This window comes from Acidovorax sp. SRB_24, from assembly GCF_012931925.1.
The window spans coordinates 96848-112635 of the sequence record NZ_MWOM01000001.1; the positions used below are offsets into that span (position 1 = coordinate 96848).

16 protein-coding genes and 1 tRNA gene are annotated in these 15788 nt (G+C 68.2%); 5 read left to right on the top strand and 12 right to left on the bottom strand.

Going from position 1 to position 15788, the window contains the following annotated elements; translation table 11 throughout:
* The first annotated feature begins 6 nt into the window (after positions 1-6).
* Complete coding sequence (locus B2J89_RS00395) at positions 7-495, top strand: dihydrofolate reductase (RefSeq protein WP_169167248.1); 489 nt, start codon at positions 7-9, stop codon at positions 493-495.
* 6 nt (positions 496-501) lie between these two features.
* Here B2J89_RS00395 and B2J89_RS00400 read toward each other — a convergent pair whose 3' ends face one another.
* The 4 genes from B2J89_RS00400 to modA form a co-directional block, all read right to left on the bottom strand.
* Complete coding sequence (locus B2J89_RS00400) at positions 502-1314, bottom strand: TOBE domain-containing protein (RefSeq protein WP_169167249.1); 813 nt, start codon at positions 1312-1314, stop codon at positions 502-504.
* 69 nt (positions 1315-1383) lie between these two features.
* Positions 1384-2094: an ATP-binding cassette domain-containing protein gene (locus B2J89_RS00405; RefSeq protein ID WP_169167250.1), complete on the bottom strand. Its 711-nt coding sequence runs from the start codon at positions 2092-2094 to the stop codon at positions 1384-1386.
* A gap of 9 nt (positions 2095-2103) precedes the next feature.
* Positions 2104-2778 carry a molybdate ABC transporter permease subunit gene (gene modB, locus B2J89_RS00410; protein WP_169167251.1) on the bottom strand — a complete coding sequence of 225 codons (675 nt, stop codon included), beginning with the start codon at positions 2776-2778 and terminating at the stop codon, positions 2104-2106.
* A gap of 37 nt (positions 2779-2815) precedes the next feature.
* Entirely contained in the window at positions 2816-3574 is a 759-nt protein-coding gene (gene modA, locus B2J89_RS00415; protein ID WP_169167252.1) for a molybdate ABC transporter substrate-binding protein, read from the bottom strand.
* Between the two features lie 243 nt (positions 3575-3817).
* Between modA and xth the strand changes: the two genes are divergently transcribed.
* A complete protein-coding gene (gene xth, locus B2J89_RS00420; protein WP_169167253.1) occupies positions 3818-4594 on the top strand; it encodes an exodeoxyribonuclease III in 777 nt (258 codons plus the stop codon).
* Positions 4595-4813: 219 nt separating this feature from the next.
* Here xth and rimO read toward each other — a convergent pair whose 3' ends face one another.
* From rimO to B2J89_RS00445, 5 genes are all read right to left on the bottom strand, one after another.
* Positions 4814-6205 carry a 30S ribosomal protein S12 methylthiotransferase RimO gene (rimO, locus tag B2J89_RS00425; RefSeq protein WP_169167254.1) on the bottom strand — a complete coding sequence of 464 codons (1392 nt, stop codon included), beginning with the start codon at positions 6203-6205 and terminating at the stop codon, positions 4814-4816.
* A 43-nt stretch (positions 6206-6248) separates the two neighbouring features.
* Positions 6249-6815 (bottom strand): polyhydroxyalkanoate synthesis repressor PhaR, encoded by a 567-nt coding sequence (gene phaR / locus B2J89_RS00430; protein WP_169167255.1) that lies wholly within the window; start codon positions 6813-6815, stop codon positions 6249-6251.
* A 154-nt stretch (positions 6816-6969) separates the two neighbouring features.
* Positions 6970-7046: transfer RNA gene (locus B2J89_RS00435), tRNA-Val, on the bottom strand.
* Positions 7047-7123: 77 nt separating this feature from the next.
* Positions 7124-9340 (bottom strand): bifunctional (p)ppGpp synthetase/guanosine-3',5'-bis(diphosphate) 3'-pyrophosphohydrolase, encoded by a 2217-nt coding sequence (locus B2J89_RS00440; protein ID WP_169167256.1) that lies wholly within the window; start codon positions 9338-9340, stop codon positions 7124-7126.
* Positions 9337-10284, bottom strand: a complete 948-nt coding sequence (locus B2J89_RS00445) for an alpha/beta fold hydrolase (RefSeq protein WP_169167257.1) — start codon at positions 10282-10284, stop codon at positions 9337-9339. The genes B2J89_RS00440 and B2J89_RS00445 overlap by 4 nt, the downstream gene beginning before the upstream one ends.
* Before the next feature lie 69 nt (positions 10285-10353).
* Between B2J89_RS00445 and B2J89_RS00450 the strand changes: the two genes are divergently transcribed.
* Positions 10354-11136 carry a 3-hydroxybutyrate dehydrogenase gene (locus B2J89_RS00450; protein WP_169167258.1) on the top strand — a complete coding sequence of 261 codons (783 nt, stop codon included), beginning with the start codon at positions 10354-10356 and terminating at the stop codon, positions 11134-11136.
* An 80-nt stretch (positions 11137-11216) separates the two neighbouring features.
* Here the strand turns inward: B2J89_RS00450 and B2J89_RS00455 are convergent, their stop codons facing one another.
* The gene (locus B2J89_RS00455; RefSeq protein ID WP_169167259.1) at positions 11217-11927 is read right to left on the bottom strand and encodes an SIMPL domain-containing protein; all 711 of its coding nucleotides are present in this window, start codon (positions 11925-11927) and stop codon (positions 11217-11219) included.
* A gap of 214 nt (positions 11928-12141) precedes the next feature.
* On the opposite strand from B2J89_RS00455, the gene ompR reads away from it, so the two are divergent.
* Positions 12142-12873, top strand: coding sequence for a two-component system response regulator OmpR (gene ompR, locus B2J89_RS00460; RefSeq protein WP_169167260.1), 732 nt, complete (start codon positions 12142-12144; stop codon positions 12871-12873).
* 83 nt (positions 12874-12956) lie between these two features.
* The gene (locus tag B2J89_RS00465; RefSeq protein ID WP_169167261.1) at positions 12957-14444 is read left to right on the top strand and encodes a sensor histidine kinase; all 1488 of its coding nucleotides are present in this window, start codon (positions 12957-12959) and stop codon (positions 14442-14444) included.
* Here the strand turns inward: B2J89_RS00465 and ispF are convergent.
* Both ispF and ispD read right to left on the bottom strand, forming a co-directional pair.
* On the bottom strand, positions 14434-14913 hold the full coding sequence (gene ispF / locus B2J89_RS00470; protein WP_169167262.1) for a 2-C-methyl-D-erythritol 2,4-cyclodiphosphate synthase: 480 nt from the start codon (positions 14911-14913) through the stop codon (positions 14434-14436). The genes B2J89_RS00465 and ispF overlap by 11 nt on opposite strands.
* A 19-nt stretch (positions 14914-14932) precedes the next feature.
* Positions 14933-15766 (bottom strand): 2-C-methyl-D-erythritol 4-phosphate cytidylyltransferase, encoded by an 834-nt coding sequence (ispD, locus tag B2J89_RS00475; protein ID WP_169167263.1) that lies wholly within the window; start codon positions 15764-15766, stop codon positions 14933-14935.
* Positions 15767-15788 lie beyond the last annotated feature (22 nt).

The window sequence follows — 15788 nt, forward strand, 5'->3', positions numbered from 1 at the left end:
TGGTCTATGGAAATCGCCCTCATCTATGCCCGCGCCGCCAACGGCGTCATCGGCCACAACGGCACCATGCCCTGGCACCTGCCCGAAGACCTGGCGCACTTCAAGCGCCTCACCAGCGGCTGCCCGGTCGTCATGGGACGCAAGACGTGGGACTCGCTGCCCGAGCGCTTTCGGCCCCTGCCCGGCCGGCGCAACATTGTCATCACGCGCCAGGACGACTGGAGTCAAAACGGCATACAGCGCGCATCCAGTCTGCGCGATGCGCTACAAATGTGCGAGCAAGACGCGACCGTGTGGGTGATGGGCGGCGCGCAGATCTATGCCCAGGCACTGCCCTTGGCCGACCGCGTGGAAGTGACCGAGATTGCGCAGGACTTCGAGGGCGATGCCCATGCCCCGGTGCTGGGGCCGGAGTGGGTGCAGGCCGCGCGCGAAGACCACGTCAGCGCCGGCGGCCTGCCGTTCAGCTTCGTGCGCTACCTGCGCCAGCGCTGAGCGCGCTCAGGCCGGCGCGCCCACGATCACGCTGGAGGCCTTGAAGATCGCCATGGCCGGCGTGCCCTCGGCCAGTCCCAGCGCCGCGCAGCTCTCGTTCGTGATGGTCGCGGCCACCGAGCCCCCGCCCGCCAGGGCTATCACCACCTCGGTGTGGACCGCGCCCGGCACCAGGCGCGCGACTGTGCCGGCGAGCTGGTTGCGCGCCGAAAAGCGTGCGCCCTGCGCGTCCGCCACCACCACGATGGACGAGGCCTTGACCAGCGCGAACGCCTGCGCGCCCACCGCAAGACGCAGGCCCTCGGCGCTCTCGTGCGTGACGGTGGCCACGACCGTGTGGCCGCCCGCGACCGCGATCTCGATCTCGTCGTTGACCGCGCCGCGTTGGACGCGCGTGACCTGACCGGCAAAGTGGTTGCGTGCACTGGTTTTCATGGCCATCCTCCGCAGCAACAAAAAATCGTCGGCGATGCCTTCGGCCTCATAGTTCAGCTGCGCGACAAAGCGCTGGTGCTCGCGCTCGATCAGGCGGAAGTTCTCGACCAGCTGCACGCCCCGGCGCGTGAGCACCGTGCCGCCGCCGCCCTTGCCGCCGGCCACGCGCTCGACCAGCGGCTCGCCCGCCAGGTTGTTCATGGTGTCGATGGCGTCCCAGGCGGCCTTGTAGCTCATCTTCAGGGCCTTGGCCGCGTGCGTGATGGAGCCGCACTCGGCAATCTGCGCCAGCAGCGCAATGCGGCCGGCGCCGCCCAGGTTTTCGCCGCCCACCGTCATCCAGACGGCGCCGCCGAGTTCAATGCGTGTGTCGTGGGCAGGCATGGCGGGTGTGGAATCCATCGGTAACGGAAATATCAAAAATCATAGCTGTCAGCGCTTTGTGCATCAGCGCTAGAGCCTGATTTCATCGTTGACGCTTGCGCACGGCGCGCCCTCGAACCCTTCGATCTCGCCCGCGCGCATGTGCAGCACCTGCTCGCCGAACACCGCCACGTCTTGCGGGTCGTGCGTGATCAGCACCATCGGCACCTGCAGGCGCCGCTGCAGCGCGTCGAGCTCGGCGCGCAGCGTGGCGCGCAGGGCCGGGTCGAGCGCGGCAAACGGCTCGTCCAGCAGCAGCGCGCGCGGCCGGGCCACCAGCGCCCTGGCCAGCGCGGTGCGCTGGCGCTGGCCGCCCGAGAGCTCGTGCGGCGCTTGGTGCGCCACCTCGTCCAGGTGAAACGCGTCGAGCCAGTAATCGACGGCTGCGCTTTCGTGGTCGCGGCGCGGGTTGCGCCAGCCGCGCGCCAGGCCGAAGGCGATGTTCTGGCGCACGCTCAGGTGCGGAAACAGCGCATAGTCCTGGAACAGGTAAGCCACCTTGCGCGCCTGCGGCGCCAGGTTGACGCCCGCCTGCGCGTCGAACAGCGTCTGGCCATCGAGCCGCACATGGCCGCTGTCGGGCCGCGCGAGGCCCGCAATGGCCTTGAGCAGCTGGCTCTTGCCGGCGCCCGACGGCCCGACCACCACCACGCGCTGGCCCTGCGCCCGCAGGCGCGCGTCGAGCTGGAACACGCGCGTTCCCGAGCGCAGCGTCTTGCGGATGTCGATGTCGATCTGCATCGCGTGCTTTCAGAACCGGGGCGCCACGCGCCCAGGGGCCAGGCGTCCGGCCCCCAGCAGCACCACGATGCAGACCAGCGAGGTGATCAGCACCAGCGTGTTGGCGACGGCATCCTGCCCGGCCTGCACCGCCTCGTAGACGGCAATCGACAGGGTCTGCGTCTTGCCCGGAATGCTGCCCGCCACCATCAGCGTGGCGCCGAACTCGCCCAAGGCGCGCGCAAACGCCAGCAGCACGCCGGCCAGAATGCCGCGCCAGGCCAGCGGCAGCGTGATGCGCAGAAAGATGCCGACTTCGGAAATGCCGAGCACGCGCCCGGCCTCCTCCATCTGGCGGTCGATCGCCTCGAACGCTGCGCGCGCCGGCTTGAACACCAGCGGAAACGCCACGATGGTGGCGGCGATCACCGCGCCCTGGAGCGTGAAGATCAGGTTGATGCCCCAGGTGTCCTGCAGCCATTTGCCCACCCAGCCATTGCGCCCCAGCAGCACCAGCAGGTAGTAGCCCAGCACGGTGGGCGGCATCACCATGGGCAGCGTCAAAAAGGTATCGAGCAGGTCGCGCCCCGGAAAGCGCGCGCGCGCCAGCAGGTAGCCCACGCCAATGCCCAGCACCAGGTTGAGCGCCGTCGCCCAGCCCGCCACCTGCAGCGACAAGCTCAGCGCCGACCAGGCGATGTCCATGCCTCAGGCTCCGTTGCAGCGGCTGCGCACAGCCACCTCAGGGTTTGGCAAAGCCGTACCGGGCCAGGATGCCCTGCGCGGCCGGCGTGGCCAGGTAGTCGATGAACGACGTGGCCGCGGCGGCGTTGCCGCTGGCCGCGGTCTTGGCGATCGGGTAGAGGATGGCGGTGTCCAGCGGCACCTCAAACGCGACCTTGACCTTGTCTTTCATGAGGGCAGCATCGGTCGCGTAGACAAAGCCGGCATCGACCTCGCCGCGCGCCACGTAATCGAGCGACTGGCGCACGTTTTGCGTGGGGATCGCCTTGGCCTGCAGGGCGGGCCACAGCCGGGCGGCCTGCAGCGCCGTTTGCGCATAACGGCCGACCGGCACGCTGGCCGGGTTGGCAATGGCCACGCGCGCAAAGCCCGGCTGGGCCAGGTCGCCCAGCCGGGTGGGCACGGTTTTGGCGTCCGCCGGCACGATCACCACCAGCCGGTTGCGCACAAAGTCCTTGCGGTCGGCAGCGGCCACCAAGCCCTGCTTCTGTGCGGCGTCCATGGTTTCCTGGTCGGCCGAGGCGAACACATCGACCGGCGCGCCCTTGGCGATTTGCTGCAGCAAGGCGCCCGATGCGCCAAAGTTGAGCCGCACCTTGGTGCCGGGGTGCTGCGCCTCGTAGCCCTGCGCAATGTCCTTGAAGGCATTGGTCAGGCTGGCGGCAGCCGACACCGTCAGGTCGGCCGCCAGGGCCGTGCCGGCCAGCGCAGCCATCCCGCATGCGGCCAGGGCATTTTTCACAGGGCGATATGTCATCGGGACGCCTCGAAGCGGAAACTGGACCGAAGTATACGCAAGGTAATAACGCTTTTTGCGCACAGCGACGCCTGCCTGCGGCAGATCCCTGCGCCGCAGGGGTGCCGCCCCTCTGGCGGAGCAGCCCCACGCGCGGTGCTGGCCCACAAGACCGCTAACATCGAACGCTGCGGGCTGCCCGGCGCGGCGGCCCGGAGTCCTTTCCACCGGGCCGACGCCCTCCCAGAACTGCCCTGCCTTGCCATGAAAATCGCCACCTGGAACATCAACTCCCTCACCGTGCGCCTGCCCCAGGTGTTGGACTGGCTGGCCGCACACCCGGTGGACGCGCTGGGCCTGCAGGAGCTCAAGCTCACCGACGACAAATTTCCGTTCGCCGCGCTGCAGGACGCCGGCTACCACGCTGTCGCCTTCGGCCAGAAGACCTACAACGGCGTGGCCCTGCTGGCGCGCAGCCCGCTGCGCGACGTGGTGCGCAACATTCCCGGGCACGGTGACGCGCAGGCGCGCGTGCTGGCCGCCACGGTGGACAGCGCGAGTGGCCCCGTGCGGCTGGTGAACTGCTACTTTGTCAACGGCCAGGCGCCGGGCACCGACAAGTTCGCCTACAAGATGCTGTGGCTGCAGGCGCTGCACGACTGGCTGCGCAGCGAGATCGCACAGCACCCGCGGCTGGTGCTGCTGGGCGACTTCAACGTGGCGCCCGAGGACCGGGACTCGTTCGATCCCGAGGGCCTGCGCGGCACCATCCACCACACCGACGAAGAGCGCGCGCACTTCCAGGCGCTGCTGGCGCTGGGCCTGACGGACGCCTACCGCCTGTTCGAGCAGCCCGAAAAAAGCTACTCGTGGTGGGACTACCGCATGCTCGGCTTTCAGAAGAACCGGGGCCTGCGCATCGACCACATCCTGGTCAGCGAGGCCCTGCGCGGCGCCGTGACCGCCTGCACCATCGACCGCGCACCGCGCAAGAACCCGCAGCCCAGCGACCACGCGCCGGTGATGGTGACGCTGGGGTGAAACGCAGTGCGGCGATGCGCCTCTGACGCTTTTTTTTCAATAGCTCATAGCGCAATACCAGCAAGCGTTTGATGGCATTTTTACCTCATTTTTCAGCAGCGCGCCGCGCCGTAGCGCGCTTGCCGCAAAGGCGGCATGCGCGCCCTGGGTGCCCAAACCGGCGTGCGTCTAGGCAATGCCCGCTGCCCTGCTGAGGCAGCGGCCGCCCAACCCCGGAACTTAGATAGGCTGCGCCACCAGGTCGTGGCCGCGCACGCCCACGATGCGCGCCTTGGTGAACTCGCCGGCCTTTAGCGTCTTGCTGATCTTCTCGGGCGGCAGCAGCTGCACCGTGCCGTCAATCTCGGGCGCATCGGCATAAGACCGGCCCACGCCGCCCTTGCGGCCCAGACCGGGGGCCGAATCGACCAGCACCTGCATGGTGGCGCCGACGCGGCGCTGCAGTTTGGCGATCGACACCTCTTCGGCCACGGCCATGAAACGCGCGCGGCGCTCCTCGCGCAACTCCAGGGGCAGCATGCCGGGCAATTCATTGGCCGCGGCGCCGCTCACGTCGCTGTAGGCAAAGCAGCCGGCGCGGTCGATCTGCGCCTCGCGCAGGAAGCCGAGCAGGTGCTCGAACTCTTCCTCGGTCTCGCCCGGAAAACCGGCGATGAAGGTGCTGCGGATCACGATGTCGGGGCAGGCCTCGCGCCAGCGCTGGATGCGCTCGAGGTTCTTTTCGCCGCTGGCCGGGCGCTTCATGCGCCGCAAGACATCGGGGTGGCTGTGCTGGAACGGCACATCGAGGTAGGGCAGCACCAGGCCCTGGGCCATCAGCGGGATCACCTCGTCCACGCTCGGGTACGGGTAGACGTAGTGCAGGCGCACCCAGGCGCCGTACTGCGCGGCGATCTCGCCCAGCGTCTGCACGAGTTCGAGCATGCGCGTCTTGACCGGCTTGCCGTCCCAGAAGCCGGTGCGGTATTTCACGTCGACGCCATAGGCCGAGGTGTCCTGGCTGATCACCAGCAGTTCTTTGACGCCGCCTTCGAACAGCGCCTTGGCTTCGGACAGCACATCGCCGACCGGGCGCGACACGAGGTCGCCACGCATCGACGGGATGATGCAGAAGGTGCAGCGGTGGTTGCAGCCTTCGCTGATCTTCAGGTAGGCGTAGTGCCGGGGCGTGAGCTTGATGCCGGCCACGCCGAAGGCGCCCGGCACCAGGTCGGTGAACGGATCGTGCGGCTTGGGCAGGTTCAGGTGCACGGCGTCCATGACCTCTTGCGTGGCATGCGGGCCGGTCACGGCAAGCACGCTGGGGTGCATCTGCTTGACCATGTTGCCGCCGCCCTCGCCCGCGCGCGCACCCAGGCAGCCTGTCACGATGACCTTGCCGTTCTCGGCCAGCGCTTCGCCAATGGTGTCGAGGCTCTCGCGCACGGCGTCGTCGATGAAGCCGCAGGTGTTGACGATGACCAGGTCCGCACCCTCGAAGGTCTTGGAGGTCTGGTAGCCCTCGGCGCTGAGCTGCGTGAGGATCAGTTCGGAGTCCGTGAGGGCCTTGGGGCAGCCAAGGCTCACAAACCCGACCTTGGGTATTTTGGTGGGGGATGGGGCTTCAATCATCCCCGCATTGTCCCAGTATTGAAATGGGGCCGGCGGCGCAGGGTCAGCGCTTGAGGCCCAGAACGCCCAGCATCTGCTCGGTCTGCTTCTGCATCTGCTCCTGCATTTGCGCGAACATGCCGCGCGACTGCTCGGCGTAATTGCCCATCAGGCCCTGCACCATGGGCGACTGCGCACTCATGAACTGGGCCCACATTTCGGGCGTCAGGCCCTGCGACTGCTCGGCCAGCTTGGCCTGCATGTCGGTGAACACCTGCACGTTCTTTTCCAGGTAGCTGCCCATGAAGCCCTGCATGGCGTGGCCGTAGAAGCGAATGATGTTGGCCAGCACGGCCTCGGTGAACATCGGCGCGCCACCGGCCTCTTCCTCGAGGATGATTTGCAACAGGATGCTGCGCGTGATGTCCTCGCCCGTCTTGGCGTCGCGCACCACGATGCTCTGGTTGGCCATGACCAGCTGCTTGACCTCGGCGAGCGTGATGTAGGCCGAGGTGTCCGTGTCGTACAGCCGGCGGTTCGGATACTTCTTGATGACGCGCTGTGCGGTCTTGGCGGCAGGCGGGGGTTTGGGGTCTGGCACGGCGGAAGTTCCTCGGGCGGTCTGGCCCATGTATTGCACTGCAACAGATTCTAGGCCCCGCCCTTGCGGCCCCCGCGCAGGATTACCCTGAGGCGCAGCCCGGTGCGCGGGGCGCTGCAACAACTCCCCGGGCAAGAAAAAAGGACTTAGGTATTCACCTAAGTCCTTGTTTCATTACCATTTCTGGTAGGCGCGATTGGAATCGAACCAACGACCCCCACCATGTCAAGGTGGTGCTCTAACCAGCTGAGCTACGCGCCTGTATTTATTACAGAAGCGAAATTGTAGCAGCAAAAAACCGGGCTTTTTGCCAAACGCGCCAAATTGCCGGAAACACGTCAGCGCCGCCGTGCCCAGCGCACGCCCTGCACCGCCGCCACGGTGCCGAGCACCTTGCCCAGCCGCCCCGAATGCGCCACTTCCACCGTGAACGTCATCCAGGCCGTACCTTTGACGGACTGGGTCTGCACGCCGATGACGTTCATCTTTTCCTTGGAGAACACCTCCGAGATGTCGCGCAGCAGGCCTTGGCGGTCCGCCGCCTCGATCGCCACGTCCACCGGGTACACCGATGCCGTGGCCGCTTCGGCCTTCGCCGCCCCCCAGGCCACGCCGATCAGCCGCTCGGGGCTGCGCGCAGCCATCTCGCGGAAGTTGCTGCAGTCGGCACGGTGCACGCTTACGCCCTGGCCGCGCGTGACGAAGCCGCCGATCTCGTCCGGCGGCGCCGGCTTGCAGCACTTGGCCAGCTGGGTGAGCAGGGAATCGACCCCCACGACCAGCACCCCGCCCTTGGGGGTTTTTTCGGTATTGCGCGCTTTCTTGAGCAGCAGGTAGTCGTCGGGCTGCAGCACCGGCTCGGGCGGGCGCAGCAGGGTTTCGATGTTGCGCAGCGAAAACTCGTCCTTGCCCACCACCTCGAACAGCGCGTCGGCGGACTTGAACCCCAGCTGGCCCGCCAGGTCTTCGAGGCGCATGGCCGTCTTGCCTTCTCGCTGCAGGAGCTTTTCGACCGCTTCGCGTCCGCGCGCAATGGTTTCATGGAGCGCACGCGCGTTGAACCAGGCCCGCGCCTTGGCGCGGGCGCGGTGGCTGTTGAGGTAGCCCAGATCGGCATTGAGCCAGTCGCGCGACGGCCCGCCCTCCTTGACCGTCGTGACCTCGACCGTCTGGCCGTTCTGCAGCGGCGTGTTCAGCGGCACCATGGCGCCATCGACGCGCGCGCCGCGGCAGCGGTGGCCCACGCTGGTGTGCACGGCGTAGGCGAAGTCCACCGGCGTCGCGCCCTGCGGCAACTCGACGATGGCGGCGTCGGGCGTGAGCACATAGATGCGGTCCTCGAACAGGCCGCGTTGCTGCGGCGCGCCGGACAGGTCGCGCTCCCAGGCCAGCAGCTGGCGCAGCACGGCGATCTTGGCGTCGTAGTCGCCGCTGGCGGAAACGCCCGCATAGCCCTTGCTGCCCGCCTCCTTGTAGGCCCAGTGCGCGGCCACGCCGTGCTCGGCATGGTCGTGCATGGCCTGGGTCCGGATCTGGATCTCGATCGCTTTGCCCGCCTCATCGCGCACCACCGTGTGCAGCGACTGGTAGCCGTTGGGCTTGGGCTTGGCGATGTAGTCGTCGAATTCCTCGACGATGGGCTGGAACTGCTCGTGCACCCAGCTCAGGGCCGCATAGCAGTCCTTGACGTTGGGCACGACCACGCGCAGCGCGTGGATGTCGAACACCTGGTCGAAATCGAGCCCCTTGCCGCGCATCTTCTTGACGATGCTGTAGATGTGCTTGGGCCGCCCCTGCACGTTGGCGCTGATGCTGCGGGCGCGCAGCTCGGCCTCCACGCGCGCGCGCAGCTGCTCCATGTAGACCTCACGGCCGGCACGCTTTTCGTGCAGCAGGCGCGCCACCTCCTTGTAGGTCTCGGGCTCGAGGAAGCGGAAGGCCAGGTCCTCCAGCTCCCACTTGATCTGCCAGATGCCCAGCCGGTTGGCCAGGGGGGCGAACACCTGCAGCGCCTCGCGCGCCATGGCGGGCGAGACCGGCCGCTTGCTGGCGGCATAGAAGCGCAGCGTCTGCAGGCGCGAGGCCAGGCGCAGCATCACCACGCGCAGGTCGCGCGAAAACGCCAGCAGCATCTTGCGCACGTTCTCGGTCTGCACGGCCGGATCGTCCACCAGCTGCGCCGACGACTGCACCCCGCGCGCCTGCTCCTGTACACGCATCAGCTTGGTGGTCTCCACCGCCAGCGCCGCGAAATTGGGGCCGAACGCCTTGGCGATCACCTCCTCGGGCTTGTTCAGGTGGACGCAGGCATGGACCAGGTAGCTGGCGGCCTGCATCGCCTCCGATCCGCCAATGGCCTTGAGGATGGCGGCCACCGCCTCAGCATGGGCCAGCGTGTTCTCGCCCGTCGACAGCTCTTCGCCGGCAATGAGGGGCTCGGCGAAGGCGCGCGCGCGCGCCAGCGCATCGCGCTGCTCGGGCAGGGCGTGCGCGGTGGCGGCGATCAGGCTGGGCACGGCTTCGGCGCCGTGGGGCGTGTCCGGCGTGCTTTTCATGCGCCCCCCTCCCCTTCGCCCAGCAGAAAGGACTGCACCACGGCCACCTGGTCTGGTGCCACCAGCGTGGGCGCATGGCCGACGCCCGCGAACTCGACCGTGGGTGCGCGGGGCCCGCGCTCGCCCATGGCCCGCGTCGTCTGCGGCGACAGCAGATCGGACTGCGCGCCGCGCAACACCAGGGTGCGCGCCTGGATCTGGTCATAGAGCTGCCACAGCTGCGCCTCGCCCGCGCCGGCCGCCTCGCGGGCCATTGCGCGGTAGGGCACGGCAATCGCCGGGTCGTAGTGCAGCGTGAGTCCGCCGTCCGGCAGGGGCCGCACCATGTGCCGCGACAGCTCCAGCCACTGCTGCGGCGTGTGCGGACCAAAGCCGCGCGAGAGCTCCCACATCGCGTCGGCGGCCTGCCGCAGCGTGCCAAAGCGCGGTGCCTGGCCCAGGTACCGGCCGATGCGCTCGATGGCCTGCCACTCGATGGCCGGGCCGACATCGTTGAGCACCAGGCGGCGCACCGGCACCGGCAGCGGCAGGCCGGGCTGGCCGCACAGCACCAGGCCGATGAGGCCGCCCATGCTGGTGCCCACCCAGTCGAGCGTCTGCAGCGGCGCGCCCTGGTGCAGGTGCGCCAGCAAGACCAGCATGTCGGCGGCGTACAGCGGAATCTGGTAGCCCAGCGGGTCGGCCAGCCAGTCGCTGCGCCCGCGTCCCACCACATCGGGGCAGACCACGCGCACGTGCGGGCACAGCGCGCGCGCCAGGGTGTCGAAATCGCGTCCCTGGCGCGAGAGGCCATGCGCGCAGACCACCACATGCGGGTGCTGCGGGTTGCCGGTCGCGTTCCACTCCCAGTAGGCCATGCGGTGCCCGTGTCCCGGCGCCGATCCTTCTGGAGAAGCAGCTGCAGGGCCTGGGCAGGATACGTAGTTCAGCCTAGGTTCAATCATGGGTGCAGGCTCCGGGGTCGTGGCTCGATAATTGCTGCGTTGCATCGTAATTCATTCGGAGAAACGTCCATGCTCAAAGGCAAAACAGCCCTCGTCACCGGCTCCACCAGCGGCATCGGCCTAGGGATCGCCAAGGCCCTGGCGCGCCAGGGCGCCAACATCGTGCTCAACGGTTTTGGCGATGTCGATACGCCGCGCGCCGAGGTGCTCGCCGCGGGCCAGGCCAGCGGGGCGCAAGTGGCCTACCACGGCGCCGACATGTCGCGCGCGGCCGATATCGAGGACATGCTCAAGTACAGCGCCTCGCAGTTCGGTCCGGTCGACATCCTGGTCAACAACGCAGGCATCCAGCACGTGGCCAGCATCGAGGACTTTCCGGTCGAGCGCTGGGACGCCATCATCGCCATCAACCTGACGAGCGCCTTCCACACCACGCGCCTGGCGCTGCCCGCCATGCAGGCGGCCAACTGGGGGCGCATCATCAACGTGGCTTCGGTGCACGGCCTGGTGGCGTCGGCACAGAAGTCGGCCTATGTGGCGGCCAAGCACGGCATCGTCGGGCTGACCAAGGTCACCGCACTTGAGAACGCCACCACCGGCATCACCTGCAACGCGATCTGCCCCGGCTGGGTGCTGACGCCGCTGGTGCAAAAGCAGGTGGACGCCAAGGCGGCCGAACGTGGCGTGTCGAACGAAGAGGCCAAGAAGCTGCTGCTGGGCGAAAAAGAGCCGTCTATGCAGTTCACCACGCCGGAGGAGCTGGGCGAGTTGGCGGTCTTCTTCTGCTCGCCCGCGGCCAACAATGTGCGCGGCGTGGCCTGGAACATGGACGGCGGCTGGGCCGCGCAATAACACCAATTGCTGCGTTATTGATAGCTGCAAGCGCTTTACAGGCAAGCGCTAGCGGCCCATTTCACTCACAACCCAGATGCTCAGCGCATCTGCACCGAGCCCGACACGTTCACCGTGACCGTGCTCTTGCCGGCCTCGATGGCCACTGGTGCGTCCGCGGCGGCCGACTTGGCTTCCATGGCCATCGTGCGCGGGCGCGGACCGGGTGCGTAGCTGTTGCTGTTCACCGCCACCTCGCGCAGCGTGAAGCCGCCAAAGCCGAAGGCGCGCGTCAGGTCGGCGGCCTGCGCCTTGAAGTTTTCAATGGCCTGCGCCTGCGCCTCGCGCTCCACCTTGGCGCGCTGCTCGCGGCTCAGGCCAAAGCCCACCTGGCCGATCACCATGCTCGAAATGCGCGCTGCCGTGCCCGTGATGCGCGCGAAATCGCGTCCCTCGAGCACCAGCTCGGCGCTGCCCTGCCAGCCGGTGATCTGGTTGGCTTGGCTGTAGCGCGGGTACAGGCTGAAGGTGCCGGTGCGCACGTCCATCTGCCCGGGCTCGGCGCTGCGGCGCGCTTCCAGCACCGCGGCGTCCAGCGCCTGGCGCAACTGCGACTGCACGGCTGCGGCATCCTTGCTGTCGCGCGTGGTGCTGAGCGTGAGCACCAGCAGGTCCTGCTGCACATCGACCGCGCCCGCGGCCGACAGCTGCACCACGTTTTGCGGCGCCGGTGCCGGCATGTTTTGCGAAAAAACGGCTCCAGCACTTGCCAGCATTGCGCAAGCAGCTATTGATCTAATAGCATTCTTCATCATTCTTGATTCCTGGGATATTGGCTAACCGCGCACCATAGCGCGCATTCGGGGGCTCTGTTGTAAGCCATTGGCGCAAGTGCGCCCCGTGCCTCCATGTGCTGTCTTCCGGGGCAAAACTTGTAACGGTTGGTCATATCGGAGAGAAAACCCCCTTTTTCGTCGGCCAAAGTGGTAACAATGGCCGTTGTTACAAATTGGACTGAGGTACGACATGGGCACTCCCAACAACCGCACTGACAAGATTTTGGTGGTGGACGACGACGCGCGCATCCGTGATCTGCTGCGCCGCTACCTGACCCAGGAGGGTTTTGAGGTCATGGTGGCGGAGGACGGGAAGGCACTCAACCGCATTCTGCTGCGCGACACGGTCGACCTGATCGTGCTCGACCTGATGATGCCCGGCGAAGACGGCCTGTCGATCTGCCGGCGCTTGCGCGCGGCCAACGACCGCACGCCCATCATCATGCTGACCGCCAAAGGCGAGGACGTGGACCGCATCGTCGGCCTCGAAGTCGGCGCCGACGACTACCTGGGCAAGCCCTTCAACCCGCGCGAGCTGCTTGCGCGCATCCACGCCGTGCTGCGCCGGCGGCCGCCCCATGAAGCCCCGGGCGCGCCCTCCGGCGAGAACGAGCTCGTCACCTTCGGCCCGTTCAGCTTCGATCTGGGCACGCGCGCGCTGCAGAAGAACGGCGAAGAGTTGCCGCTGACCACCGGCGAGTTCGCCATGCTCAAGGCCCTGGTGCGCCACCCGCGCCAGCCGCTGTCGCGCGAGAAGCTCGCGCTGTTGGCGCGCGGGCGAGAGTTCGAGCCTTTTGACCGCAGCCTGGACGTGCAGGTGTCGCGCCTGCGCAAGCTCATCGAGGAAGACGCGGCCGCACCGCGCTACATTCAGACCGTGTGGGGCGTGGGCTATGTGTTCGTGCCGGACGGTGCCAACTGAGTGAACCGACGCGCCTGCCCCGCAGGCCCTGAAGACCGGCCGCCGGCAGCCTGCCCCGGCCGCCGGGGCGCAACCCAATACCCATGACCGCATCCCGTTACGCCGACCACGAAGCCACCAGCCCCGCCCCCCTGGAGTTGCCCGAGCGCCGCCGCGAGCAGCGCTCGCGCGTCGGCCTGAACCTGTTTTGGCGCACCTTCTTCCTGCTGGGCCTGCTGCTGGTGGGCAGCATCCTGGTCTGGCTGCAAACACTGCGCGCCCTCGAGTTCGAGCCGCGCACGCTCTACAACGCCCAGCAGATCGCCTCGCTCGTGAACCTGAGCCGCGCGGCGTTGGTGCACGCGGACGCGATCGCGCGCGTGTCGCTGATCAAGACCATGGCCGACCAGGAGGGCGTGCGCATCCTGCCGCGCGAGCCGGGCGACCGCTTTGAGCTGCTCGACAACTCGGCGCTCAGCCTGCGGCTGACCGAGGAGCTGACGCGGCGCCTGGGCCAGGGCACGATCGTGGCCGCCAGCGTGAACGGCGAGAAGGGCCTGTGGGTCGGTTTCACCATCAATGGCGACCCGAACTGGTTGCTGATGGACCGCTCGCGCTTCAGCCCCGCCAGCGGCAAGACCTGGCTGATCTGGCTGATCACCACCGGCGCGCTGTCGCTGGCCGGCGCTGCCATCATTGCGCGCCTGATCAACCGCCCGCTCAAGCAGCTCTCGTATGCCGCCAACCGCGTGCGCGACGGCGACTTTGCCGCCAGCGAGCTCGACGAAGAGGCCGTGACCAGCGAGATCCGCGAGGTCAACATCGGCTTCAATCGCATGGCGCAAAAGCTCGCCAAGCTCGAGCAGGACCGCGCCGTGATGCTGGCCGGCATCTCGCACGACCTGCGCACGCCGCTGGCGCGCCTGCGGCTGGAGACCGAGATGAGCGTGGCCGACGAGGTGGCACGCGAGCACATGGTGGCTGACATCGTGCAGCTCGACGCCACCATCGACAAGTTCCTCGACTACGCACGGCCCGACCATGTCACCCTCACGCCGGTCAACCTGCACGGAGTGGTGTCGTCGTGCGTGTACGCGGTGCAGGACCACCGCGAGCTGCAGATCACCATGTCGGTGCCCGAAGACCTCAACGTGCTGGCCGACGAGGTCGAACTGGCCCGCATCCTGTCGAACCTGCTGGAGAACGCGCGCCGCTACGGCAAGACCCCCGACACCGGCGTGGCCCGCGTGGAAGTGGCCGCCAAGGGGCGCGAGGGCTGGGTGCTGCTCAAGGTGCGCGACCATGGCACGGGCGTGCCGTCCGAGCAGCTGGCCAGCCTGACCAAGCCGTTCTTTCGCGGCGACTCGGCGCGCACGGCCGCCGCGGGCGCCGGACTGGGCCTGTCGATCGTGGACAAGACCATCCAGCGCATGGGCGGCATTTTTGCGCTGGCCAACTCGGCCTCGGGCGGCATGGTGGCGCACGTGCAGCTGCAGCGCGCCAGCGACCAGCCCGAGGGCATGGACCCGCAGCAGCGCCTGCAGCGCCCGCAGGTCAAGCGCAACCTGCCGCCGCGCCCCGTCAAGGGGTGAACAGCAGCACCACCGCCCGGGCCTCCATGGCCAGGCCCTGGCCCACGGGCCCCAGGCGCTCGGCCGTCTTGGCTTTCACGTTGACCTGGCCCGCGGCCAGCGCCAGCGCCGACGCAATGCGCTCGCGCATCGCCGGGATGTGCGCCGCCAAGCGCGGCGCCTGCGCCACCACGGTGCTGTCGACATTGCCGATCTCGTAGCCCTGCGCACGCACGCGCCGCGCGGCCTCGGCCAGCAGCACCCCCGAATCCGCCCCGCGGAAGGCCGCATCGGTGTCGGGGAAGTGCGTGCCGATGTCGCCCAGCGCCGCCGCGCCCAGCAGCGCGTCGGTGATGGCGTGCAGCAGCACGTCGGCATCCGAATGGCCCAGCAGCCCCGCGCTGTGGGCGATCTCGACCCCGCCGATGACCAGCCTGCGCCCCGGCACCAGCGCATGCACGTCCCACCCTTCGCCTATCCTGAAATTCATGGAAAAACCTTTGCAGTGATCAAAAAATCGTCCGGGCCGGCGCGTCGCTGGCCAGGCCGCGCGCGCCGCCAAAGCGGTCCAGCGTGGCGCCGTGCATGCGTTGCAGCAGCACGGCCTGCGCCAGCAGAAAGTCTTCCGGGTAGGTGACCTTGAAGTTCAGCGCACTGCCCGGCACCACGCGCGGGTGCAGTCCCATGGCCTCCATGGCGCTGGCCTCGTCGGTGGCGCCGGCGCCGACGTGCGCCAGGGCCGCCTGCAGCGCGCCCAGGCGGAACATCTGCGGCGTCTGCGCCAGCCACTTGTCGCTGCGGTCCACCGTGGCGGCCACGCGGATGCCGCCCGGCCCGGCCGTGGCGGTCTTGAGCGTGTCGGCCAGCTTGTGCGCCAGCAGCCCGCCCACGCTGTCGCCGGCGCAGGCGTCGATCAGCGCGTCGATCTGTTCGGGTGTGACGAGGCAGCGCGCCGCATCGTGCACCAGCACCCAGTCGTGCGCGCGGGCGCCGCGCTCCTGCAGGGCGCGCAGCCCGCCTAGCACCGTCTCGGCGCGCGTCGCGCCGCCGCACTCCACCACAAAGAAAGAGGGGTTGGCGTGTGCCTGCAGAAAGGTGTCGCCCGGCGCCACTGCGACCAGTGTGCCGCGCAGCCGCGCCACGGCGGCAAACGCGGCCAGCGTGTGCAGCACCATCGGCTGGCCGGCCACGTTCTGGTACTGCTTGGGCAGGTCGGCCACGGCACCGGGCGCGAGTGCGCGCGAGCCCGTTCCGGCGCAGGGCAGCAGCGCCCACAGTCCGGCGGGGGCAGGCAATGCCCCCGGAGCGGCAGTTGGCGATGGGGGCGGCAGCGGATGGGTCATGGGCGGCATTCTAAAATCGGCG

Excerpts from the sequence above, each read along its gene's own strand:
- ispF (WP_169167262.1), bottom strand. The coding sequence starts at position 14,913 with ATGAATTTCAGGATAGGCGAAGGGTGGGACGTGCATGCGCTGGTGCCG.
- B2J89_RS00450 (WP_169167258.1), top strand. The coding sequence starts at position 10,354 with ATGCTCAAAGGCAAAACAGCCCTCGTCACCGGCTCCACCAGCGGCATC.
- xth (WP_169167253.1), top strand. The coding sequence starts at position 3,818 with ATGAAAATCGCCACCTGGAACATCAACTCCCTCACCGTGCGCCTGCCC.
- rimO (WP_169167254.1), bottom strand. The coding sequence starts at position 6,205 with ATGATTGAAGCCCCATCCCCCACCAAAATACCCAAGGTCGGGTTTGTG.
- modB (WP_169167251.1), bottom strand. The coding sequence starts at position 2,778 with ATGGACATCGCCTGGTCGGCGCTGAGCTTGTCGCTGCAGGTGGCGGGC.
- B2J89_RS00440 (WP_169167256.1), bottom strand. The coding sequence starts at position 9,340 with ATGAAAAGCACGCCGGACACGCCCCACGGCGCCGAAGCCGTGCCCAGC.
- B2J89_RS00395 (WP_169167248.1), top strand. The coding sequence starts at position 7 with ATGGAAATCGCCCTCATCTATGCCCGCGCCGCCAACGGCGTCATCGGC.
- phaR (WP_169167255.1), bottom strand. The coding sequence starts at position 6,815 with ATGGGCCAGACCGCCCGAGGAACTTCCGCCGTGCCAGACCCCAAACCC.
- B2J89_RS00465 (WP_169167261.1), top strand. The coding sequence starts at position 12,957 with ATGACCGCATCCCGTTACGCCGACCACGAAGCCACCAGCCCCGCCCCC.
- ispD (WP_169167263.1), bottom strand. The coding sequence starts at position 15,766 with ATGACCCATCCGCTGCCGCCCCCATCGCCAACTGCCGCTCCGGGGGCA.
- B2J89_RS00445 (WP_169167257.1), bottom strand. The coding sequence starts at position 10,284 with ATGATTGAACCTAGGCTGAACTACGTATCCTGCCCAGGCCCTGCAGCT.
- ompR (WP_169167260.1), top strand. The coding sequence starts at position 12,142 with ATGGGCACTCCCAACAACCGCACTGACAAGATTTTGGTGGTGGACGAC.
- modA (WP_169167252.1), bottom strand. The coding sequence starts at position 3,574 with ATGACATATCGCCCTGTGAAAAATGCCCTGGCCGCATGCGGGATGGCT.
- B2J89_RS00400 (WP_169167249.1), bottom strand. The coding sequence starts at position 1,314 with ATGCCTGCCCACGACACACGCATTGAACTCGGCGGCGCCGTCTGGATG.
- B2J89_RS00455 (WP_169167259.1), bottom strand. The coding sequence starts at position 11,927 with ATGAAGAATGCTATTAGATCAATAGCTGCTTGCGCAATGCTGGCAAGT.
- B2J89_RS00405 (WP_169167250.1), bottom strand. The coding sequence starts at position 2,094 with ATGCAGATCGACATCGACATCCGCAAGACGCTGCGCTCGGGAACGCGC.